This is a genomic window from Vibrio sp. 10N.222.51.C5, from assembly GCF_041474575.1.
GTDB classification, from domain to species: Bacteria; Pseudomonadota; Gammaproteobacteria; order Enterobacterales; family Vibrionaceae; genus Vibrio; species Vibrio crassostreae_C.
In genome coordinates this window covers 163,266-180,564 of sequence record NZ_JBFRUJ010000007.1, presented here as the reverse complement: position 1 = coordinate 180,564, position 17,299 = coordinate 163,266, and the positions used below count along the sequence as shown (strand labels likewise).

General features: G+C 44.8%; 22 protein-coding genes. 13 read left to right on the top strand and 9 right to left on the bottom strand.

Annotated elements, in window-relative coordinates; translation table 11 throughout:
- Nucleotides 1-88: 88 nt before the first annotated feature.
- Both AB4558_RS02685 and AB4558_RS02680 read right to left on the bottom strand, forming a co-directional pair.
- Complete coding sequence (locus AB4558_RS02685) at nt 89-1,012, bottom strand: Dyp-type peroxidase (protein ID WP_372074687.1); 924 nt, start codon at nt 1,010-1,012, stop codon at nt 89-91.
- Nucleotides 1,013-1,077: 65 nt separating this feature from the next.
- Nucleotides 1,078-1,539 carry a DUF2919 domain-containing protein gene (locus tag AB4558_RS02680; protein WP_372074689.1) on the bottom strand — a complete coding sequence of 154 codons (462 nt, stop codon included), beginning with the start codon at nt 1,537-1,539 and terminating at the stop codon, nt 1,078-1,080.
- 109 nt (nt 1,540-1,648) lie between these two features.
- On the opposite strand from AB4558_RS02680, the gene AB4558_RS02675 reads away from it, so the two are divergent.
- Nucleotides 1,649-1,993 carry a DUF2956 domain-containing protein gene (locus AB4558_RS02675; RefSeq protein ID WP_372074691.1) on the top strand — a complete coding sequence of 115 codons (345 nt, stop codon included), beginning with the start codon at nt 1,649-1,651 and terminating at the stop codon, nt 1,991-1,993.
- Between the two features lie 12 nt (nt 1,994-2,005).
- Nucleotides 2,006-2,338 carry a DUF4156 domain-containing protein gene (locus AB4558_RS02670; RefSeq protein ID WP_372074693.1) on the top strand — a complete coding sequence of 111 codons (333 nt, stop codon included), beginning with the start codon at nt 2,006-2,008 and terminating at the stop codon, nt 2,336-2,338.
- A gap of 91 nt (nt 2,339-2,429) precedes the next feature.
- Here AB4558_RS02670 and AB4558_RS02665 read toward each other — a convergent pair whose 3' ends face one another.
- Nucleotides 2,430-2,717, bottom strand: a complete 288-nt coding sequence (locus AB4558_RS02665) for a helix-turn-helix domain-containing protein (protein ID WP_004734273.1) — start codon at nt 2,715-2,717, stop codon at nt 2,430-2,432.
- A 205-nt stretch (nt 2,718-2,922) separates the two neighbouring features.
- On the opposite strand from AB4558_RS02665, the gene AB4558_RS02660 reads away from it, so the two are divergent.
- The 4 genes from AB4558_RS02660 to AB4558_RS02645 all read left to right on the top strand — a co-directional run bounded on the left by AB4558_RS02660 (nt 2,923) and on the right by AB4558_RS02645 (nt 5,444).
- A complete protein-coding gene (locus AB4558_RS02660; protein ID WP_261884740.1) occupies nt 2,923-3,270 on the top strand; it encodes an ArsC family reductase in 348 nt (115 codons plus the stop codon).
- 99 nt (nt 3,271-3,369) lie between these two features.
- Nucleotides 3,370-4,506, top strand: coding sequence for a succinyl-diaminopimelate desuccinylase (gene dapE, locus AB4558_RS02655; protein ID WP_017060700.1), 1,137 nt, complete (start codon nt 3,370-3,372; stop codon nt 4,504-4,506).
- Nucleotides 4,507-4,551: 45 nt separating this feature from the next.
- The gene (locus AB4558_RS02650) at nt 4,552-5,226 is read left to right on the top strand and encodes a M15 family metallopeptidase (protein ID WP_017063385.1); all 675 of its coding nucleotides are present in this window, start codon (nt 4,552-4,554) and stop codon (nt 5,224-5,226) included.
- Between the two features lie 8 nt (nt 5,227-5,234).
- Complete coding sequence (locus AB4558_RS02645; RefSeq protein ID WP_017060702.1) at nt 5,235-5,444, top strand: DUF2897 family protein; 210 nt, start codon at nt 5,235-5,237, stop codon at nt 5,442-5,444.
- 161 nt (nt 5,445-5,605) lie between these two features.
- Here the strand turns inward: AB4558_RS02645 and bamC are convergent, their stop codons facing one another.
- Both bamC and dapA read right to left on the bottom strand, forming a co-directional pair.
- Nucleotides 5,606-6,652 carry an outer membrane protein assembly factor BamC gene (bamC, locus tag AB4558_RS02640; protein WP_017060703.1) on the bottom strand — a complete coding sequence of 349 codons (1,047 nt, stop codon included), beginning with the start codon at nt 6,650-6,652 and terminating at the stop codon, nt 5,606-5,608.
- 48 nt (nt 6,653-6,700) lie between these two features.
- Entirely contained in the window at nt 6,701-7,579 is an 879-nt protein-coding gene (gene dapA, locus AB4558_RS02635; RefSeq protein ID WP_017060704.1) for a 4-hydroxy-tetrahydrodipicolinate synthase, read from the bottom strand.
- Between the two features lie 374 nt (nt 7,580-7,953).
- Between dapA and AB4558_RS02630 the strand changes: the two genes are divergently transcribed.
- Both AB4558_RS02630 and bcp read left to right on the top strand, forming a co-directional pair.
- Complete coding sequence (locus AB4558_RS02630) at nt 7,954-8,496, top strand: glycine cleavage system protein R (RefSeq protein WP_017060705.1); 543 nt, start codon at nt 7,954-7,956, stop codon at nt 8,494-8,496.
- 12 nt (nt 8,497-8,508) lie between these two features.
- Nucleotides 8,509-8,979, top strand: a complete 471-nt coding sequence (gene bcp / locus AB4558_RS02625) for a thioredoxin-dependent thiol peroxidase (protein ID WP_017060706.1) — start codon at nt 8,509-8,511, stop codon at nt 8,977-8,979.
- Between the two features lie 136 nt (nt 8,980-9,115).
- On the opposite strand, the gene AB4558_RS02620 is transcribed toward bcp, so the two are convergent.
- Both AB4558_RS02620 and AB4558_RS02615 read right to left on the bottom strand, forming a co-directional pair.
- Nucleotides 9,116-10,192 (bottom strand): AI-2E family transporter, encoded by a 1,077-nt coding sequence (locus AB4558_RS02620; RefSeq protein ID WP_017060708.1) that lies wholly within the window; start codon nt 10,190-10,192, stop codon nt 9,116-9,118.
- Complete coding sequence (locus AB4558_RS02615; protein ID WP_017060709.1) at nt 10,185-10,424, bottom strand: sulfurtransferase TusA family protein; 240 nt, start codon at nt 10,422-10,424, stop codon at nt 10,185-10,187. The genes AB4558_RS02620 and AB4558_RS02615 overlap by 8 nt, the downstream gene beginning before the upstream one ends.
- Nucleotides 10,425-10,602: 178 nt before the next feature.
- On the opposite strand from AB4558_RS02615, the gene AB4558_RS02610 reads away from it, so the two are divergent.
- The 4 genes from AB4558_RS02610 (at nt 10,603) to AB4558_RS02595 (ending at nt 13,563) form a co-directional block, all read left to right on the top strand.
- Nucleotides 10,603-12,057: a M48 family metallopeptidase gene (locus tag AB4558_RS02610; protein WP_017060710.1), complete on the top strand. Its 1,455-nt coding sequence runs from the start codon at nt 10,603-10,605 to the stop codon at nt 12,055-12,057.
- Nucleotides 12,058-12,178: 121 nt separating this feature from the next.
- Nucleotides 12,179-12,529, top strand: a complete 351-nt coding sequence (arsC, locus tag AB4558_RS02605) for an arsenate reductase (glutaredoxin) (RefSeq protein ID WP_017060711.1) — start codon at nt 12,179-12,181, stop codon at nt 12,527-12,529.
- Nucleotides 12,530-12,535: 6 nt separating this feature from the next.
- On the top strand, nt 12,536-13,129 hold the full coding sequence (gene wrbA, locus AB4558_RS02600) for an NAD(P)H:quinone oxidoreductase (RefSeq protein WP_372074695.1): 594 nt from the start codon (nt 12,536-12,538) through the stop codon (nt 13,127-13,129).
- Nucleotides 13,126-13,563, top strand: coding sequence for a DUF2069 domain-containing protein (locus AB4558_RS02595; protein ID WP_017060713.1), 438 nt, complete (start codon nt 13,126-13,128; stop codon nt 13,561-13,563). The genes wrbA and AB4558_RS02595 overlap by 4 nt, the downstream gene beginning before the upstream one ends.
- 110 nt (nt 13,564-13,673) lie before the next feature.
- On the opposite strand, the gene AB4558_RS02590 is transcribed toward AB4558_RS02595, so the two are convergent.
- Nucleotides 13,674-14,933 (bottom strand): DUF2066 domain-containing protein, encoded by a 1,260-nt coding sequence (locus AB4558_RS02590; RefSeq protein ID WP_372074697.1) that lies wholly within the window; start codon nt 14,931-14,933, stop codon nt 13,674-13,676.
- 277 nt (nt 14,934-15,210) lie between these two features.
- Between AB4558_RS02590 and AB4558_RS02585 the strand changes: the two genes are divergently transcribed.
- On the top strand, nt 15,211-16,449 hold the full coding sequence (locus AB4558_RS02585) for a uracil-xanthine permease family protein (RefSeq protein ID WP_017060715.1): 1,239 nt from the start codon (nt 15,211-15,213) through the stop codon (nt 16,447-16,449).
- A gap of 141 nt (nt 16,450-16,590) precedes the next feature.
- Here the strand turns inward: AB4558_RS02585 and upp are convergent, their stop codons facing one another.
- Entirely contained in the window at nt 16,591-17,217 is a 627-nt protein-coding gene (gene upp / locus AB4558_RS02580) for a uracil phosphoribosyltransferase (protein WP_004738627.1), read from the bottom strand.
- Between the last annotated feature and the right edge of the window lie 82 nt (nt 17,218-17,299).

Genomic DNA, 17,299 nt, shown 5'->3' with positions numbered 1-17,299 from the left:
ACGATTGCTCTTATATCGACCAGTTCATATAAAGCTTTAATAAAAAAGGAGCCCTGAGGCTCCCTTTCTTTGCTGCAGATGAGGTGATTTACTTAATCGTTAATACACTCAACATGTCAGTTGAAGGTGCAAAGTAGTAAGCGCCAGTCACTGCTTTGGTAAAGCGAAGCAGTTGGTCTGTTTTGCCATCTGTTGCGCCGTACATGCTCTCTAACATCGCATCGAAGTTATGACGAACGTTACAGTAAGCAATGAACAATAAGCCGTGGTCGCCCGTAGCAGTACCGTAAGGTAGGCTCTGGCGAACAATCTTAAGCCCCTTGCCTTCTTCTTTGATATCCACACGGCCAACGTGAGACGCCGCAGGAACATCATCTAACTCAATTGAATCAGGTTTAGTTCGGCCAATCACTTTCTCTTGTGCCGATACATTCAAACGATTCCAAGCTGGCAGGTTATGCACAAAACGCTGCACCATTACATAACTACCACCAGCGAATTCACCCTCAGGCACAATAGCGACTTCAGCACGTTGTGCGTCTTTCGGGTTTTCAGTGCCATCAACAAAGTCTGTCATGTCACGAGAGTCTAGGAAGCGATAACCATAAGTTTCATCAACCACTTCAACATCAGCTGCTACTTCAGATAGCAATTTACGCAAGATAAAGAAGTGCAGATCATGTCGGTTTGAATGACAGTGAATCAGAACGTCAGACAGTGTGCTCGGTGCTGTGATATCACCTTCACCCAGCACAGGGAAGTCGATCAAATCAGCGGGCGCTGCTTGCTCGAACCTATCCCAAAAAGCTTTTGAGAACGCAACCGATGCCGTTAAGTTCGCATCAGGCTGAGTTTGGTTTAGTTCGTCGATTAGAGTCGGAAGCTTTTGAATTTCTGCTAGTACATTAGCAGTATTAGCGTTCACTTTAAGTTGAACGTAAAGCGCGAAAGGCCCAGCTTCAGGCAAAATAGCACTTTGAACGTTAGGCTGCTCATTTGAAACATTAAGCATAGATTATTCCTTCCAGTTTTAGCTTCTAAGTATAATTGTGAATGGGACAAATGTTTTGATGAGAATCAGTCTTCGAGCTCAACCACTTTAAAGCAATCCCTTGCAGCATGGCTATTGGTTAGATAAAGCGCTAACCACAGCAGCAACAATAGGGTGATGCCATTTGACCAACGGAACCATCCGTTATCCAAATAGATTAAATAAATCGTATGGGAGCCCTGTGCCAAGATAGCCATCATGGTAACCCAACGTCCCCATGACACGGCTTTGTTAAGGCGCTTTCTATCTGGCGATCTTAGCCCAAATAACCACATCAGCAGCAAACTAGGCACACTCAACGCGATCCCGACATAAAACATCTGATGGTCTGGGTAGATTATCTCAAGAATATCGGTTCCCGATTCTCGGCTTGCGCCTGCAACAATGAAAACGACCAAGGCTTTCGCAAGAAACAACCAACCTAGCCAGAGCAAGATTGGAGCTTTCAAAAAGCCGTGCTTGTCGTATTGTTCTATGGAGTACCGCACAAATCTCACTTTCACTTATTTTCAAACCAACACTTTAACGCAAATCATTCATACTTAACTAGCTTTGCGTTATCTTAGTAGCCAATCCGTTTTAATTGTCGAACTCAGTATGAAAAACAAAACTAATACGCCCTCTGTTGAATCTCAACAGGAAGCACTGAAGATAGCCAAAGCGACTCAAAAGCCAGCTCAAACCAAAGAACAAACTAAACTGATTGCTCAGGGTATCGAGAAAGGCATCGCACTGTACAAGAAACAGCAAAAAGAACGCAGCCGCCAAGCCGATAAAGCGAAGAAGCGCGTACAGAAAGAAAAACAGACTCAACAAGCTAATCAACACCAAGAAGACACGATCGAAACAAGTGTTGAAACACCATCAAATCACGCCACTAAACTGCCGTGGTTACTACTGTTCACAAGCTGGGTAGGCTTCGCGATTTATTTGATGCAATAGCAGGGTAAACGTATGAAAAAGGAATTAGTCGCTTTGGCTATGAGTAGCGTGTTACTCGGTTGCACGACACCGACATCAACGCCTCATAGCGAAGCTGCCAACGTGCAAATGGATTACCATGGCGTGATTAATATCGATAAATGTCAGTATAAAGGGGAAGTCACAGGCAGCGAAGGCCATTGGTACAACTACCTGTTTTACCCAAATGACACATTGATTCAAGGCGCCATGAATCAACTCAAGTCGAATACGATTGAGCTAGGCGCAGATACCGTGATATTCACACTTCCCCAAGATTTTTCCACATCCGTGACTATGCTGGGAACTGCCTATCTGTGTAAGTAAATAGAAACGTAATGGGGTAGCTCACAACTCATATTAGCGAGATGCTCCCTACTATTTCTATTCTAAAAAAAGAAAGCCAGCTTTCGCTGGCTTATGCACTAAATCCAAGGCTTGTTGCTATATCGCCTTTACGCTGGATAACCCATTGACTGTCAAATGGCCCCCAGTCGGATAACTGGTAATAGCCATCATTATGACGTCGCCCATCTTGAACAAACATAAGTTCGATACCGATCCCCGGTAACGCCTTGAGTACATCTTGAATAGTACGACGAGGCCACCCCGTTTTTTCGATGAGTTTAGGCACATTTGGCCTATCAAGGCTTTCCACTAACAATGCTAAATATAGCCGCCTTGCAAAAACAGGACTCAACTCCATTGACACCTCCTATATATGTGCAGCTCAATTATTTCTTTTTTCGCTGACAACATGTTGAGGCTGATCAATAAGTCTCCAATAGTGACATTTTCTTACGCTTTTTTTTCACTCTATGAAATATTCATCACTCTATTTTGTCTGAGTTGCTGCTTCCTGATAGGATTCAACTCATAACAATGAAATAAAATCACTCAAAGGAAGAATAATGACTATCACCATGTTTGGTATCCCAAATTGCGACACCATTAAAAAAGCAAAGAAATGGCTCGAAGCTGAAGGTATCGAGTTCGAATTTCACGATTATCGCAAACAAGGCATCACAGAAGAGCTAGTAACAAGCTTCTGCTCTGAGCTAGGTTGGGAGCTTGTGCTAAACAAACGTGGTACGACTTATCGCCAACTTTCTCAAGAACAGAAAGACACCCTAACAGAAGAAAAAGCGGTGACTTTGCTTGTTGAACAACCTGCAATGATCAAGCGACCAATACTAAAAGTAGACGGTAAGCTTCATATCGGATTTAAAGCCGACCAATACGCCGCTATTTTTGCTTAGAGCACTGTATTTAGATAGACAGACTACTGGACGTTGATCATTAAATCAGCGCCCTAAAAATTAATGACTAGACGTTTTATTTAAACAAGGAATTCAAGGATGACAGATAGCCCAACTTTGGCTCTGGCAAAAGACCTAATCAGCCGTCAATCGGTAACACCAGAAGATGCAGGCTGCCAAGACCTGATGATTGAACGCTTAAAAGCACTCGGTTTTGAAATCGAAGTGATGGTATTTGAAGATACGACCAACTTCTGGGCTCGTCGTGGCACTGAAGCGCCTCTGTTTGCTTTTGCTGGTCACACTGATGTGGTACCTGCAGGCCCAATCGAACAGTGGAACACTAAGCCATTCGAACCGACTATCGTAGACGGTTTCCTACATGGCCGTGGCGCTGCTGATATGAAAGGCTCTCTGGCTTCAATGATTGTTGCCGTCGAGCAGTTCATTGCCAAACACCCAGACCACACAGGCTCAATTGGTTTCCTGATCACTTCAGATGAGGAAGGTCCTTTCATCAACGGTACTGTACGTGTTGTTGAAGCATTAATGGCGCGCGGTGAAAACATCGATATGTGTATCGTTGGTGAACCATCGAGCACTGAGTTCGTGGGTGATGTCGTGAAGAACGGCCGTCGTGGCTCTATCACTGGCGACCTAACGATTAAAGGCACACAAGGTCATGTTGCCTACCCTCACCTAGCAAACAACCCAGTACACAGCTCTCTGCTTGCTATTAATGAGCTAGCAACAACTGAGTGGGATAAAGGTAATGATTACTTCCCGCCAACCAGTTTCCAAATTCCAAATGTGAGTGCGGGTACTGGTGCTTCAAACGTGATCCCTGGTGAGTTTAATGTTCAGTTTAACCTACGCTTTAGTACAGAGTTAAGCAACGACATCATCGTTGAGCGCATCACAACGACACTCGACAAGTATGATTTCGAATACGACCTAAGATGGACATTCAATGGCGACCCGTTCTTAACAGACGCAGGTTCACTGCTTGATGCTATTGTTGATGCAGTGGGTCACGTCAATGATGTGAAACCAGCACTGCTAACGACTGGCGGTACATCTGATGGTCGCTTTATTGCACGTATGGGCGGACAAGTGGTTGAACTAGGCCCTGTGAATGCAACGATTCACAAGGTTAACGAATGCGTGAAGGTAGCCGATTTAGAAAAGCTAACTGACATGTACGAAAGAACATTAGTGAACCTATTCGCTAAATAGTCTTTCATCAGCGATTCATAGCATCCAATTATTGAGAGACTCGTTATGACACCAGAGCAGCTTACCGGACAATCAGATTCTCATCTAGAGCCTAGCCTGATCGGCACCAAGACCTTCTTGGTCCACAGTGAGGTTAAGAATGACCTGAATAATTTGATTGAAGCTGCTCAGCTCGCTGGTTTTAAAATGGAGATTGCCAGTGGCTTTCGCGACTATGAAAGGCAATCTCTGATTTGGAACCGTAAGTTTTCTGGCGAAGCTCCGATATTAGATTCAGAAAGCCAACCTCTTGATGCTTCAAAACTGACCGAACAACAAAAGCTATCGGCTATCCTGAGATGGTCTGCGCTTCCCGGCGCGAGTCGTCATCATTGGGGTTGTGACTTCGATGTCTTTGCTCGTAACCACTTACCTGAAGGCATACATCTGCAATTAGAACCATGGGAATACCTTACTGGCCACCAGCAATCGTTTTACCAATGGCTATCAGTTCATGCTGCACAATTTGGTTTCTTCTTTCCTTACAGCCAAGATTTGGGTGGTGTGGCGATCGAACCATGGCATATCAGCCATCGCAAAGTATCGGAGTCGTGTTTATCACAGTTATCTCCGACTTTACTTGGCAAGCAACTCCAATCTAAGCCAGTATTAGGGTATGAGATTATTATGGAGCAGCTAGACGAGATCTATGCACGCTTCGTAGCGAATATCAGTCATTAGGAGCGCTTATGTTGGAGTGGCTTACAAACCCTTGGGTTATCATCATCATCGTAGTTAGCGTTGTTGTGGGTAACATCGCAGCGCTCAAACAGACAGCCAATATGGATCTGACGGGGCGTGGTAAAACTGAGCGAGATTTAGATAAGCTCAATCGCTCGGATAAACTTAACCAAGAGAAAGCTGAAAAAGAAGAATCCAAAGACAATAAAGACGCATAGCCTTTTGCTTTGGCTAATCAGCTTGATTGACCAATTTTGATTGACCAATGTAGCCTGATGACAACGAATACAATAAAAAAGAGGACACAGTGTGTCCTCTTTTTTATTTGCTTTTGCTAATCACAAGGCTGATTTAACTCAGCTTGTGACGGCTTGAATGACTACTCAGCTTTCGCTTCTTTGTCATCTTTGGTTTGGTCAGCAATATGCGCTAATACCGGAACCATAGACTTAAGCAGCTCTTCTTCTACTGGCTTACCTGATGCATCCGTTACGTTGATTGACGTACGGTTGCCAAGGTCACCAAATAGGAAGTTGTAAGTGCCTGGCGCTAAGTCGATAGGCTGTAGGCCAATTTCTTCCCAGAACTCATCATCTGGTGCTGCGTACTTCGCCTTCACCGTACCCTGAGATTGATTGCGTTCTTCAAGCTCAAAGCCCATTTCAGGCAACAAGTTAGGCAGACGCTGCCAGAATACATTGTATGGCGTACGAGCAATAATCACAGGGAAACCACTACGGTCAGCACCCATTGAAATTGGAATACGCTTCACCAACTCTTGCGCTTTCAGCGCCGCTTCAGCACGAAGGTTTTCATCGTACTTAGCCATAACTAGGTTGGTCAGGAACGCGTTGTAACGCTCTTTATTGGTTGCCGTTACTGTTTTCTCTTCAGTACCTTCACGCCAATCAATCAGATTAATCTTGAAGCCATGACGGTTGTTTGCTTGGAAGCGAGAGATAGAGTAACGACTACCAATCTCTACGTCTTCATCTTCAGAAACCCAAGTTACCCAATCGGTCTCAATCTCATTCTCTGATTGCTCACGAATACCAATACCACGTTGAGCCAGCATATCTACAGCCGTTTGCCACACGCGGTCTGCCTCTTCTGCGCGAAGAAGCCATAGTGTCACTTCACCGTTTTGACGCTCAGCACGAGCACCCGGGATCAGTTCAAGAACCTGTTGCGGTGGACGAATATCCACTTCACGACCAGTACCACCACTGAATTCACCGCTTGGGATGTCAAAATTTGGGTAGAACTGAGGCTGAGCATCTACAGGCAATTGCCATTGTGAAAACTCAGGTGTTTCTAAGTATTCGAAATCATCTTTGGCTTGGCGACGTTGAGTCGGGTTGCCAGAACATGCTGTAAGAACGAAAACAGCCAGTGACCCAATCACTAGCTGGTGAGAATACTTCATTTATACTCCTAAATGCCGAAGGTTCGCTTCGGCATCACTTCATACGTTTTAGTAAATGCACGCTTCAGTCATTGCTTGAGCAACAACAGGTTGAGCTGGCTCTGACAGTTCAGTCAGCGGTAGACGTAAGCCACCTTCAGCAATCAGACCCATTTTATGAACCGCCCATTTTACGGGAATAGGGTTAGACTCAACGAACAAATTCTTATGTAGAGGCATCAAACGCTCATTGATCGCTTCCGCTTCTTCAAACTTACCTTCTTTTGCTAGCTTGAACATGGTTGCCATATCAGCGGCTGCAACATTGTTCGTTACAGAGATCACGCCATCGCCACCACGCTTAACAAATTCTAGGCCTGTTAAGTCATCACCACTTAGTAAGATAAAGTCTTCGCCACAAAGTTCACGGTGAATTGCAATTCTGTCGAGATCACCCGTCGCATCTTTCAGTGCAACGATGTTTTCGATCTCAGCAAGACGAGCAACCGTTTCTGGCAACAAGTCTACCGCAGTACGACCTGGAACATTGTATAGAATTTGTGGAACGTCACTGACTTCAGCAATCGCTTTGTAGTGTTGGTACAAACCTTCTTGAGTCGGTTTGTTGTAGTAAGGCGTTACGCTCAGGCAACCAGCAATACCAGAACCATTCAACAAACGGCTGAATAGAACAGATTCATGAGTTGCATTTGCACCTGTACCAGCGATAACGGGAATACGACCATCAGCAAATTCAACGATCTTGTTGACGACTTTGACATGCTCTTCAATAGTGAGTGTTGAAGACTCACCTGTTGTGCCAACCGCAACCAGACCATCACTACCTGCAGCAATATGGTGCTCAACTAACTTTTTAAGGCTGTCGAAATCCACTTCACCATCTGTATTAAATGGCGTAACTAGCGCAACGATACTTCCTGAAAACATGTCTATCTCCCTTAATTTATTCTTTTTGCATGTTACTGTAAGCCAATCAATAAACACAAGACATTAAAGTGGCTTACCGGCAACATCTGCATTAAATATTGTCGTATGTTTGAGGTAAAACGACTTCTAACGGCGTTCTACCTAGAATTTGGGTAACCTGCACTCAATCTAGCGGATAGCACATCACTGGATGTCAGTAACAAGTAAGCTGTGCTCTCATCGCTCTATCTCATTTTTTAACGCGCTCGATATTCTTATCATTGGTTGCATGTTCGAAGCAAGGTCGCACATAAAAAGCCCCGCACGCACGCTTATTCCACGAGCTAACTGTGCTAACATGCATGAATCAATGGAATATAAAGAGACGTGATTTTATGACTCAACATCTAGTAATCACAGCTGTGGGCACTGATCGCCCAGGTGTATGCAACCAAGTGGTTCATTTAGTCACCCAATCAGGCTGTAACATTATTGATAGCCGTATCGCCCTGTTTGGCGAAGAATTTACGCTTATCATGCTACTGTCTGGAAAGGCAAACAACATTACCCGCGTTGAAACCACCTTGCCCTTGCTTGGACAAGAGCACGACTTGATTACGATTATGAAGCGAACCTCAACTCATGATGTTATTGAGAACTCTTACACAGTAGAGGTGTTCGTTGAGTCAGACGATAAAATCGGACTTACTGAGCAGTTTACCCAGTTCTTCGCAGACCGAAACATCGGCCTCGATTCGTTAAGTGCACGAACCATCAATAAATCTAAGGTTCAACTCGACAACGACCAATTCCATATCTCTATTACCGCTTCTGTACAATCAGAATGTAACTTGATGCAGCTACAAGAAGAATTCGATTCGCTGTGTCAGAGCCTATCAGTCCAAGGCTCGCTCAACTTTATCAAAAACAGTCTTTAAAAAGGAAATGTCATGAATACGCTAACGGCTGGTGTTCCAGCACCTGCTTTTTCTCTTCCAGATCAAGATGGCAATATCGTATCTCTTGGTGACTTCAAAGGTAAAAAAGTACTTTTCTATTTTTACCCTAAAGCAATGACTCCAGGTTGTATTGTGCAAGCGGAAGGCCTGCGTGATATCAAAACACAGCTTGATGACCTAAACGTGGTTGTTCTAGGTGTGAGTGTTGACCCAGTAAAACGTCTACCAAACTTCGTTGAGAAGAAATCTCTAAACTTCACCCTGCTATCTGATGAAGACCACAGCGTTGCTGAACAGTTTGGCGTTTGGGGCGAGAAAAAATTCATGGGTAAAATCTACGACGGTCTGCACCGTATTAGCTTCCTAATTGATGAAGAAGGTCAGATTGAACATGTCTTCAACAAGTTCAAGACTAAGACTCACCACGAAGTGGTTCTAGATTACTTCAATCAAGAAGCTTAAGGGCGATTTGAGTGAGTTAATGACTTAGATTCATCACTTTCTAAGGCAATAGCAACACTCATTAAGCTAATTATTAAGCTAAGAGCAAAAAGGCCGAACATCATGGATGTTCGGCCTTTTTCTATAACAAGATCAATTACTTTTGATGTTCGGGGTCATCGTCTAATGCGTGACTCGGTAAGGCATTCCAAACCGCCTTAACTAACGTTGCCAACGGGATAGCAAAGAACACGCCCCAGAATCCCCACAGTCCACCAAACACTAACACGGCAACAATAATGGCCACTGGGTGCAGGTTCACCGCTTCAGAGAAAAGAACAGGAACGAGCACGTTACCATCTAGCGCTTGGATAATACCGTAAGCGAGAAGCAACCAGTAAAACTGAGGTTCTAATCCCCACTGGAACAAACCGACAATCGCGACAGGAACGGTCACAGCCGCCGCACCGATATAAGGAATCAGTACCGAGAAGCCAACCGCGACAGCCAGCAGAGCTGAATAACGTAAATCTAGAATCGCAAAGGTCACGTAGCTGACACCACCGACGATCAAGATCTCAAGGACCTTGCCGCGAATATAGTTCGAGATTTGTTGGTTCATCTCAACCCAAACCTTGGTCGCTAGACGACGGTTTTTAGGCAACACGCCACTCGCCATGCTGATCATCTCTTCTTTATCTTTTAATAAGAAGAAGATCAGCAGCGGCACAAGAATCAAGTAAACCGCAAGCGTAGCCAAGCTCACAAGAGAAGCCAAAGAACCTTTAACAACACTTTCACCAAAGCCTAATGCTTTGTTTTTCGCGTTAGACACAATCGATTCAACGATCTGCAAGTTTGCTAACTCAGGATAGCGCTCAGGAATCGTCGCGATGAACTTCTGTAAGCCGCCATACATACTTGGAATATCATTGATGAGGTTACCCACTTGCTCCCAAATGGTAGGCACTAAACCAAACAGCGCCAGCAACATCAGGCTAAAGAACATCATGATCACCAACATCACCGAAGGCGTTCTTGGAACACCGAGTCTTTGAAGTTGGGTAACAGGCCACTCAAGCAAATAAGCCAACACAATTGCAACCAAGAGTGGCGCAATTAGGTGACCAAAGAAGTAGATCGTAATAAAGCCGAAGAGAATGATGGCAACCAAACTGACAGCATGGGGATCAGAGAAACGTCGTTTATACCAACGATTGACCATTTCAAGCATCTGACTGCAATTCCTTTTTAGTGACGAGGAGATGATGGTAATTAGAGCAAACCTCAGTGATGACGTCATAGGCTTGCTTAGACAAATAAGTAACAATATCTTTCATCGAACTGTTATCAGACACATAAATTGACAATGACTGCCCTACTTCTAACTTTACACTGTGACGCTTGGCTAATAATAGCGCCATTGGACAGCGCTCTTGGCGTAAATCTAGAATATTAGGTGTCATTCTTGAGCTCGATGCTTATTATAAGGGTCGTATTGTAATCTGTTTTTGAAAACGCGCCATCATTCATTCATCCTCCTTCATGATAGCGCACGCACTTGGCAAAGGTTAAATCAGATAAAGAACCAATTTCCATTGCACTTGTCTTACTGTCAGAAGAAACGGAGTATTACTGACTAATATGTTTAAACGCGCTCGCTCAATTGCTTGCTTATGCATCGCAGCTACATTAAGCACCCCAACTATGGCGAATACCAATAGTTTGGAGCTACCAGATATCGGTACCGCTGCTGGCGGCACACTCACTATCGACCAAGAGCTTATCTATGGTGATGCCTACATGCGCATCATCAGAAGTAGCCAGCCTATCGTAAACGACCCAGTTCTAAATCTATATATTGATACTCTTGGCCATCGTCTGGTCGCGAACGCAAATGATGTAAAGACACCTTTCCAGTTCTTTATGATCCGTGACCGCAACATCAACGCCTTTGCTTTCTTTGGTGGTTATGTTGCTTTGCACTCAGGTCTATTCCTGCATGCACAATCTGAAAGTGAATTAGCTTCTGTATTAGCGCACGAAATCGCGCACGTAACCCAACGTCACTTAGCGCGTAGTATGGAAGACCAAGCGCGCCGCTCTCCAGCAACCATTGCAGCGCTAGCAGCCTCTGTATTACTGGCAATTGCAGCTCCTGAAGCCGGCATTGCAGCCCTAACGGCAACGACTGCGGGTAATATGCAAAGCCAAATCAACTACACCCGTAGTAATGAAAAAGAAGCCGACCGCTTTGGTATCAACACGCTAGCAAAAGCTGGGTTTGATGTGAATGCGATGCCACGTTTCTTTGGCCGTTTAGCTGATGAATATCGCTATGCGAGCACACCACCGCCAATGCTACTGACTCACCCATTACCAGAAGACCGAATTACCGATTCACGTGCTCGTGCTCGTAGTTACCCGCCACTGAAACTGGCTCCCTCTCTGGACTACCACCTAGCAAGAGCCCGCATTGTTGCGCGCTATGCTGGCATTAATAATGATGCTGCTCTTGATTGGTTTGAGCGTCAGCTAAAGAAAGCCCCTAAAGCTTTGGTTCCGTCATTAGAATATGGCCAAGCACTGGTTTACCTAGACTCTAAAAAATTAGACAAAGCAGAGCCCATCCTGAACAAGCTGATTAACAGCGATCCAACCAACCTGTTTTATCTAGATGCTATTTCGGATCTGCACATCGAGAAGAAGCAGCCTGAGATTGCGATTAAAGAACTTAAATCGGCACTGGTTCGTCAACCAAACAACCCGGTTCTGACCATTAACTACGCCAACGCACTGATTGAAAATGAAGATCTTCAAGAAGCGGTTCGCGTATTGCAGCGTTACACGCACGATAACCCGAATGACACCAATGGCTGGCACTTACTTTCAAAAGTAAATACGAGCCTTGGTAATAGCGACGAAGAACTGGCTGCTCGTGCAGAAATTTTGGCACTGCAAGCCAACTGGAACAAAGCGATTCAGTACTACACGCAAGCAAGCCAAATCGCAGAATTAGGAAGCCTAAAACAAGCACGCTACGACGCTCGAATTGATCAGCTAATGATTCAACGAGAGCGCTTCTTGTCGCTACAATAGAGTGTTTACTGGTAACGCTCGTTGCCAGTATAAAAAGAAAGCTCAACGTTACACAAAAAAGAAGTCACCTATGGTGGCTTCAGCTAAACAATTAAATCAAAAATAATAATGAGGAAGAACCATGTCTGTCGTGATTTATCATAACCCACGCTGCTCAAAGAGCCGTCAAACTCTAGAAGTGCTTCAGGAAAACGGCGTACAGCCAGAGGTCATCAAATACCTGGAGACTCCGTTAACAGTTGAACAGCTGAAAGTACTGTTCACTCAGCTTGGTTTTGACAGTGTTCGCGACATGATGCGCACCAAAGAAGCGGACTACAAAGAAGCAAACCTTGGCGATGCTTCAGTTACTGATGAAGATCTTTTCGCCGCGATGGCAACCAATCCAAAACTGTTTGAGCGCCCAGTCGTTGTCGCGAACAACAAAGCAAAAATTGGTCGTCCACCAGAGCAAGTGCTAGAGATTCTGTAATCCAATATGAGCATTAACATTCTTATTCTTTATTACAGTCGCCACGGCAACACACAAGCTCTAGCAAGGCAGATTGCACGAGGGGTTGAATCCATCCCGAACTGCGAAGCTATGCTAAGGACGGTGAACGACGTGTACACAGTAGAAGAGCAGCCTGATTCGCGTTATCAACCAACCGATCCTATTGCCTCGTTACAAGAACTTCGATCTTGTGATGGTTTGGCGCTAGGCAGTCCGGTTTGGTTTGGTAACATGGCCGGGCCAATGAAGCACTTTTGGGATAGCACGACATCAATGTGGATCAATGGTGATCTCATCGATAAGCCAGCTTGCGTATTTACCTCTTCTTCGTCATTGCATGGTGGTCAAGAGACAACACAACAAAGCATGATGTTGCCCCTGCTTCATCACGGCATGTTAGTCGTGGGCATCCCCTACTCAGAACCGGCGCTGCACACCACTCAAACTGGTGGTACGCCTTATGGTGCAAGCAGTACTGGAGAGAGCGCTTCACTTAGCAAAGAAGAGATTGAGTTGGCGCAAAACCTAGGTAAACGCCTAGCGCGCATCGCAATAAATCAGAAGGGAATTTCTCAATGATGTATATGCCAGAGAAGGCTATGTCTCCCAAAACCAAGCTATTTCGCTACCTTGCTTTAGCGGGCAACTTGTCGCTTTTATTCTGGGTGGTGGCTTGGCAGATGACGCTTTCACCGCACCCTCATCTCAGTAATGTCACACTGGCGATTGCTTGGGCTATCCCGCTGTTATTGCCATTACCGGGCATTTTAGCAGGAAAACCTTATACGCACGCATGGGCAAATTTCGTCTTGATGCTCTATTTCCTACACGCATTAACTATCTTGTATGTAGACGATGGTGAACGTTTATTAGCGGCTGTAGAACTGCTTCTGACGACTCTAGGTTTCGCGGGCAATATCTTATTTACTCGCTTTAGAGCCAAAGAGTTAGGCATCAAGTTGAAGCGTCTTTCTGAAGTAGAAAAGAGAGAAAAAGCTAAGTTCGAGCAATAATATTGAGCCCATGCTTTTAAACTGACCGCTTACAAACAAAAAGCCCTGCGAGATTGCTCTTGCAGGGCTTTTTTCAAGTTTTCATTTCAATCAGTCATGTCAGCTGACAATTATGAGCGAACCCACTCGTATACCAAGCTTGGCTTAGCATGTACTGGCGCAGTGATGGTTAGATCTTCTGTACTAGAATCCTCTAACGTTGCGTCAGGCGTATTCGTTAGCTCAGCATCCTCAGATACCTCGTTGCCCTTAATCACTTGTACGCCTGAGTCAGTTTCGTCACCAACGACTTCAGCAGCGTCTGTTGAATCATCACCTACAGACATTGTGTTGTCTTGAGTTTCAAATTCAGGGCTCACTTCAGGCTCAATGTAAGATTCTTCAACCTTCGCAACTTGGCGAATACTTGCTACTTCTTGCTCAAACTCTTGTTGAGTCGACAATAAGTGAATTCGGAAAGTGACTTCGTTGTTCTGAATCTTCAGAATATCTAGGCTTGCCACCGAGTTTAGACGCTTAAGTGCGTTCTCTAACTGGAAGAAGTCTTGAGCATTATTCAGGCTAATAAACTGCGTTAAAATCGATTCTGATGACTCACTCGCTACCGTCACAGCACTTTTGCCTGCGTAGTAGTTACTGATTTGGTCAACTAACTTCTTAGAAGTCGTGTCGCTGTTACCCGATAGTGAACCACTTACAGGCGATGTTGGTGCACTCGTCAATTGACTTGGCTTTTGATCGTATAGAGCCCAACGTAGGCCTGAAGATTGAGCCTTTATCACCAACACAGCATCAACAGGATAACGCTGACTCGCTTTACTGATTGGCGTAACAAAGCTACCCCACAAATCAGAAGTCGCAATACCCGTAATATCGTCAAAGTCACCCACAGGCAGCGTTAGAGGCAAGCCACGCTCTTTTGCGTTAGCTTGTAAGCTAGCTGCTAACTGTGAGTTAGAGTGTTCCCATACGATGTTCTTATCGTAGTTGTCCTCTTCCACCAGCCAAACAAGGATGTTTGAACGCGTGTCAGGCCAGTAAGGTAACTGTGCTTGAGTCAATAGCGAACGGATTTGAGCACCGTTAAAACGCATACGCAATGTTGAGTGGTCATTGCTTTCACCAAAACTCATTTGAGACATGTACTGCGAACTCTTGCGCATCGCCTTTTGAATCGTCTCATTCGAAGCGACATCAGTTTGGCCGGTCGCACGTATCAATACCTGCTCCATACCTGTATTTCTTGCCACTTGTTCTGGCTGTTTGTCTTCAGCGTTAATCGCAACTTCAGCACTAAAAATATCTACTTGAGTTAAGGCATAACTCGGAGAGGCTAATAGTCCCATCAACAACAATGCTATGTAGCGCATACTGATCCTAATATTCAAATCTTGTGCCTAGATGATAAGCAACTATGGATTGAGGGGCAAGGTCGATAGAGCCCACTGTGTTTAATAACCACAAAATATCACCTGGCCATGATAAATCGCTCACTTATAAACTGAATTTCTAGGGCTTAGATGGATATAAAACATCATTAAGATAAATAAATTTGATCTATTTGGTGTGGCAATCGATTGCTAAGTGATAGAATCCCGCGAATTTTATTTTTCGCTTTTCATATAACGACCATTTTAAGGACATAACATGAAAAATGCTCTGCAAGGTGCGCAAATGCTGTTTGTAGCATTTGGTGCGCTTGTACTCGTGCCGCTACTAACAGGACTTGACCCCAACGTTGCACTCTTTGGCGCAGGTATCGGTACCCTTTTATTCCAACTTATTACACGCCGTTCAGTGCCAATCTTCTTAGCATCTTCTTTTGCATTCATCGCGCCTATCATGTTTGGTATTCAAACTTGGGGTGTCGGTGCAACCATGGGCGGCTTGATGGCGGCGGGTGTTGTGTATGTACTAATGGGCGCGTTAATTAAAGTTCGTGGCGTTGGCTTCATCCATAAACTGCTTCCACCTGTAGTGGTTGGCCCTGTGATCATGGTTATCGGTTTAGGCCTTGCGCCTGTTGCGGTTAACATGGCGCTAGGTAAGACAGGCGATGGTGCGGTTCAGCTTGTTGATGCAGACGCTGCCCTGTGGATCTCTTCAATTTCACTGTTAGTGACGATTGTCATCAGTGTGTTTTCAAAAGGCTTCCTTAAGCTACTGCCAATCTTCGGTGGTATTGTTGCGGGTTACATCACCAGCTTGGTATACGGCGCGGTAGACTTCACTCCAGTAGCGCAAGCATCGTGGTTAGCACTACCAAACTTCACAACGCCAGAGTTCAACATCAACGCTATCTTTTTTATGGTATTTGTCGCGATTGCACCTGCCGTTGAACACGTAGGTGACATGCTGGCGATTTCTAACGTGACGGGTAAAGACTACCTTAAGAAACCTGGCCTGCACCGCACAATCACAGGTGACGGCGTGGCAACAATAGCTGCTTCTATGCTGGGCGCTCCACCAAACACAACTTACAGTGAAGTAACAGGCGCAGTAATGCTTACCAAAGCATTTAACCCTGTAATCATGACTTGGGCTGCAGTAACCGCTATCGTTCTTGCATTGGTTGGTAAGCTAGGCGCATTACTGCAAACCATTCCGGTTCCAGTGATGGGCGGTATCATGATTCTTCTGTTTGGCTCTATCGCAACCGTAGGTCTTAACACGCTAATCAAGAACAACGTTGACCTTCACAAATCACGTAACCTTGTGATTGTGGGCATTACTTTAGTCTTTGGTATTGGCGGCATGGCCTTTGGTATCGGTGACTTCAGCCTACAGGGCGTAAGCTTGTGCGGTATCGTAGCGATTCTACTTAACCTAGTACTTCCAGAAGAGCTAGGTGACAACACTGTGGTAGACAAAGCTCAAATCGATTGATCCATCGGTAAGGCTAGATTCAAAAGAATCACAAACCAACAAGATCAAAAAAGGGAGAGCATTGAATGCTCTCCCTTTTTATTAATACGGCTAATTCAGCGAGTTAAGAAACGATTTAGAGTCACTTAAGCTGAAACCGAATTACTTAGTACCGAAGATCTTATCACCAGCATCGCCAAGACCAGGAACAATGTAACCCTTGTCGTTTAGCTTCTCATCGATTGCAGCTGTGTAAAGTTCAACATCTGGGTGCGCTTTTTCTAGAGCCGCAATACCTTCAGGAGCCGCTACAAGAACAAGAATCTTGAAGTGCTTACAACCTTTCTCTTTCATTAAGTCGATAGTCGCGATCATAGAACCACCCGTTGCAAGCATTGGGTCTACCACTAGAGCGATACGCTCATCGATGTTAGATGCAAGCTTGTTGAAATATGGAACTGGCTCAAGCGTTTCTTCGTCACGGTAGATACCAACAACGCTGATACGTGCGCTTGGGATGTGCTCAAGAACACCGTCCATCATGCCTAGACCAGCACGTAGGATTGGCACTACTGTTACTTTTTTACCTTTAATTTGGTCAACTTCAACTGGGCCGTCCCAACCATTAATAGTTACACGTTCAGTTTCAAAGTCTGATGTCGCTTCGTATGTTAGAAGGCTACCCACTTCTGTCGCTAGCTCACGAAAACGCTTAGTGCTAATCTCACCTTCACGCATCAGGCCAATTTTATGTTTTACTAGCGGGTGTTTCACTTCAACAACTTTCATTTCCAACTCCGGCAATATTTAAACAAACCTGTAGATTATACACGAACTCTAAGGTTATTTCAGAATCTTTATTCTAATAAAA

Coding starts and splice junctions, on each gene's coding strand:
- AB4558_RS02685 (WP_372074687.1), bottom strand. CDS start 1,012: ATGCTTAATGTTTCAAATGAGCAGCCTAACGTTCAAAGTGCTATTTTG.
- AB4558_RS02675 (WP_372074691.1), top strand. CDS start 1,649: ATGAAAAACAAAACTAATACGCCCTCTGTTGAATCTCAACAGGAAGCA.
- AB4558_RS02670 (WP_372074693.1), top strand. CDS start 2,006: ATGAAAAAGGAATTAGTCGCTTTGGCTATGAGTAGCGTGTTACTCGGT.
- AB4558_RS02665 (WP_004734273.1), bottom strand. CDS start 2,717: ATGGAGTTGAGTCCTGTTTTTGCAAGGCGGCTATATTTAGCATTGTTA.
- AB4558_RS02660 (WP_261884740.1), top strand. CDS start 2,923: ATGACTATCACCATGTTTGGTATCCCAAATTGCGACACCATTAAAAAA.
- dapE (WP_017060700.1), top strand. CDS start 3,370: ATGACAGATAGCCCAACTTTGGCTCTGGCAAAAGACCTAATCAGCCGT.
- AB4558_RS02650 (WP_017063385.1), top strand. CDS start 4,552: ATGACACCAGAGCAGCTTACCGGACAATCAGATTCTCATCTAGAGCCT.
- AB4558_RS02645 (WP_017060702.1), top strand. CDS start 5,235: ATGTTGGAGTGGCTTACAAACCCTTGGGTTATCATCATCATCGTAGTT.
- bamC (WP_017060703.1), bottom strand. CDS start 6,652: ATGAAGTATTCTCACCAGCTAGTGATTGGGTCACTGGCTGTTTTCGTT.
- dapA (WP_017060704.1), bottom strand. CDS start 7,579: ATGTTTTCAGGAAGTATCGTTGCGCTAGTTACGCCATTTAATACAGAT.
- AB4558_RS02630 (WP_017060705.1), top strand. CDS start 7,954: ATGACTCAACATCTAGTAATCACAGCTGTGGGCACTGATCGCCCAGGT.
- bcp (WP_017060706.1), top strand. CDS start 8,509: ATGAATACGCTAACGGCTGGTGTTCCAGCACCTGCTTTTTCTCTTCCA.
- AB4558_RS02620 (WP_017060708.1), bottom strand. CDS start 10,192: ATGCTTGAAATGGTCAATCGTTGGTATAAACGACGTTTCTCTGATCCC.
- AB4558_RS02615 (WP_017060709.1), bottom strand. CDS start 10,424: ATGACACCTAATATTCTAGATTTACGCCAAGAGCGCTGTCCAATGGCG.
- AB4558_RS02610 (WP_017060710.1), top strand. CDS start 10,603: ATGTTTAAACGCGCTCGCTCAATTGCTTGCTTATGCATCGCAGCTACA.
- arsC (WP_017060711.1), top strand. CDS start 12,179: ATGTCTGTCGTGATTTATCATAACCCACGCTGCTCAAAGAGCCGTCAA.
- wrbA (WP_372074695.1), top strand. CDS start 12,536: ATGAGCATTAACATTCTTATTCTTTATTACAGTCGCCACGGCAACACA.
- AB4558_RS02595 (WP_017060713.1), top strand. CDS start 13,126: ATGATGTATATGCCAGAGAAGGCTATGTCTCCCAAAACCAAGCTATTT.
- AB4558_RS02590 (WP_372074697.1), bottom strand. CDS start 14,933: ATGCGCTACATAGCATTGTTGTTGATGGGACTATTAGCCTCTCCGAGT.
- AB4558_RS02585 (WP_017060715.1), top strand. CDS start 15,211: ATGAAAAATGCTCTGCAAGGTGCGCAAATGCTGTTTGTAGCATTTGGT.
- upp (WP_004738627.1), bottom strand. CDS start 17,217: ATGAAAGTTGTTGAAGTGAAACACCCGCTAGTAAAACATAAAATTGGC.